The sequence below is a fragment of the Thiohalocapsa sp. ML1 genome, assembly GCF_001469165.1.
Classification (GTDB): domain Bacteria; phylum Pseudomonadota; class Gammaproteobacteria; order Chromatiales; family Chromatiaceae; genus Thiohalocapsa.
The window spans coordinates 1-2,500 of record NZ_JABX01000097.1; the positions used below are offsets into that span (position 1 = coordinate 1).

At 56.2% G+C, this 2,500-nt stretch carries 2 rRNA genes (1 of these 2 cut by a window edge); both read right to left on the reverse strand.

The features are described from left to right. Window positions 1–8: 8 nt before the first annotated feature. A 5S ribosomal RNA gene (gene rrf / locus ML01_RS26365) occupies window positions 9–124 on the reverse strand. 100 nt (window positions 125–224) lie between these two features. Beyond that, window positions 225–2,500, reverse strand: a 23S ribosomal RNA gene (locus ML01_RS26370) (it continues 620 nt past the right edge of the window).

Consider the following 2,500-nt stretch of genomic DNA (forward strand, 5'->3'; position numbering starts at 1 on the left):
AAATAAGGCCCTGGCGGTGACCTACTTTCGCATGGGGAGGCCCCACACTATCATCGGCGATACACCGTTTCACTTCTGAGTTCGGCATGGATTCAGGTGGTTCCAGTGCTCCATCGCCGCCAGGAAAAGGTTGGGCGCAACGCACGAGTGCGTTGTGCCGCAATTTGGTGATGATCGTAAGGGCACGTGATGCGTTGTCGGCACCCAAAATGCTTGGGTGTTATATGGTCAAGCCGCACGGTCAATTAGTACGGGTTAGCTTCACACGTTACCGCGCTTCCACACCCCGCCTATCAACGTCGTCGTCTTCGACGGACCTTCAGGGATCTCAAGGATCCAGGGAGACCTAATCTTGGGAGGGGCTTCCCGCTTAGATGCTTTCAGCGGTTATCCCGTCCGTACATAGCTACCCGGCAATGCCACTGGCGTGACAACCGGAACACCAGAGGTACGTCCACTCCGGTCCTCTCGTACTAGGAGCAGCTTCCCTCAAGTCTCCAACGCCCACGGCAGATAGGGACCGAACTGTCTCACGACGTTCTAAACCCAGCTCGCGTACCACTTTAAATGGCGAACAGCCATACCCTTGGGACCGACTTCAGCCCCAGGATGTGATGAGCCGACATCGAGGTGCCAAACACCGCCGTCGATATGGACTCTTGGGCGGTATCAGCCTGTTATCCCCGGAGTACCTTTTATCCGTTGAGCGATGGCCCTTCCATACAGAACCACCGGATCACTAAAGCCTGCTTTCGCACCTGCTCGACGTGTCTGTCTCGCAGTCAAGCACCCTTATGCTTTTGCACTCATCGCGCGATTTCCGACCGCGCTGAGGGTACCTTCGCGCTCCTCCGTTACTCTTTGGGAGGAGACCGCCCCAGTCAAACTACCCACCATACACTGTCCCTGACCCGGATAACGGGCCTAGGTTAGAACTTCAAACATACCAGGGTGGTATTTCAAGGATGGCTCCACAACCACTGGCGTGGCTGCTTCAAAGCCTCCCACCTATCCTACACAAGTAGGTTCAAAGTCCAGTGTAAAGCTGTAGTAAAGGTTCACGGGGTCTTTCCGTCTAGCCGCGGGTACTCGGCATCTTGACCGAGATTTCAATTTCACTGAGTCTCTGGTGGAGACAGTGCCGCCATCGTTACGCCATTCGTGCAGGTCGGAACTTACCCGACAAGGAATTTCGCTACCTTAGGACCGTTATAGTTACGGCCGCCGTTTACCGGGGCTTCGATCAAGAGCTTCTCCGAAGATAACCCCATCACTTAACCTTCCGGCACCGGGCAGGCGTCACACCCTATACGTCCGCTTGCGCGTTTGCAGAGTGCTGTGTTTTTAGTAAACAGTCGCAGCGGCCTGGTCACTGCAACCCCCTTCCGCTCCACCCGCAGGGGCTTCACGTACCAGGGGCGTACCTTCTCCCGAAGTTACGGTACCATTTTGCCTAGTTCCTTCACCAGAGTTCTCTCAAGCGCCTTGGGATTCTCACCCTGCCCACCTGTGTCGGTTTCGGGTACGGTCACACATGACCTGAAGCTTAGAGGCTTTTCCTGGAAGCAGGGCATCGACCACTTCGCTTCCGTAGAAGCTCGTCATCACGCCTCAGCATTGCCATCCCGGATTTGCCTAAGATGACTGCCTACACGCTTAAACCGGCAACCAACAGCCGGCTGGCCTAGCCTTCTCCGTCCCCCCATCGCAGTCATGCGTGGTGCAGGAATATTAACCTGCTTCCCATCGACTACGCCTTTCGGCCTCGCCTTAGGGGCCGACTCACCCTGCGCCGATTAGCGTTGCGCAGGAAACCTTGGGCTTTCGGCGAGGGGGTTTTTCACCCCCTTTATCGTTACTCATGTCAGCATTCGCACTTCCGATACCTCCAGCAGACCTTACGATCCACCTTCGCAGGCTTACGGAACGCTCCCCTACCATGCCACTCATTCGAAAATGCGTGGCATCCGCAGCTTCGGTACATGGCTTAAGCCCCGTTACATCTTCCGCGCAGGCCGACTCGACCAGTGAGCTATTACGCTTTCTTTAAAGGATGGCTGCTTCTAAGCCAACCTCCTGGCTGTCTGGGCCTTCCCACATCGTTTCCCACTGAGCCATGATTTCGGGACCTTAGCTGGCGGTCTGGGCTGTTGCCCTTTTGACGACGGACGTTAGCACCCGCCGTCTGTCTCCCGTGATTGCACTTCCCGGTATTCGGAGTTTGCATCGGTTTGGTAAGCCGGGATGGCCCCCTAGCCGAAACAGTGCTCTACCCCCGGGAGTGAGACACGAGGCGCTACCTAAATAGCTTTCGGGGAGAACCAGCTATCTCCGGGCTTGATTAGCCTTTCACTCCGACCCACAGCTCATCCGAATCTTTTTCAACAGATCCCGGTTCGGGCCTCCAGCGCGTGTTACCGCACCTTCACCCTGGCCATGGGTAGATCGCCCGGTTTCGGGTCTACTCCCAGCGACTGAACGCCCATTTAAGACTCGCTTT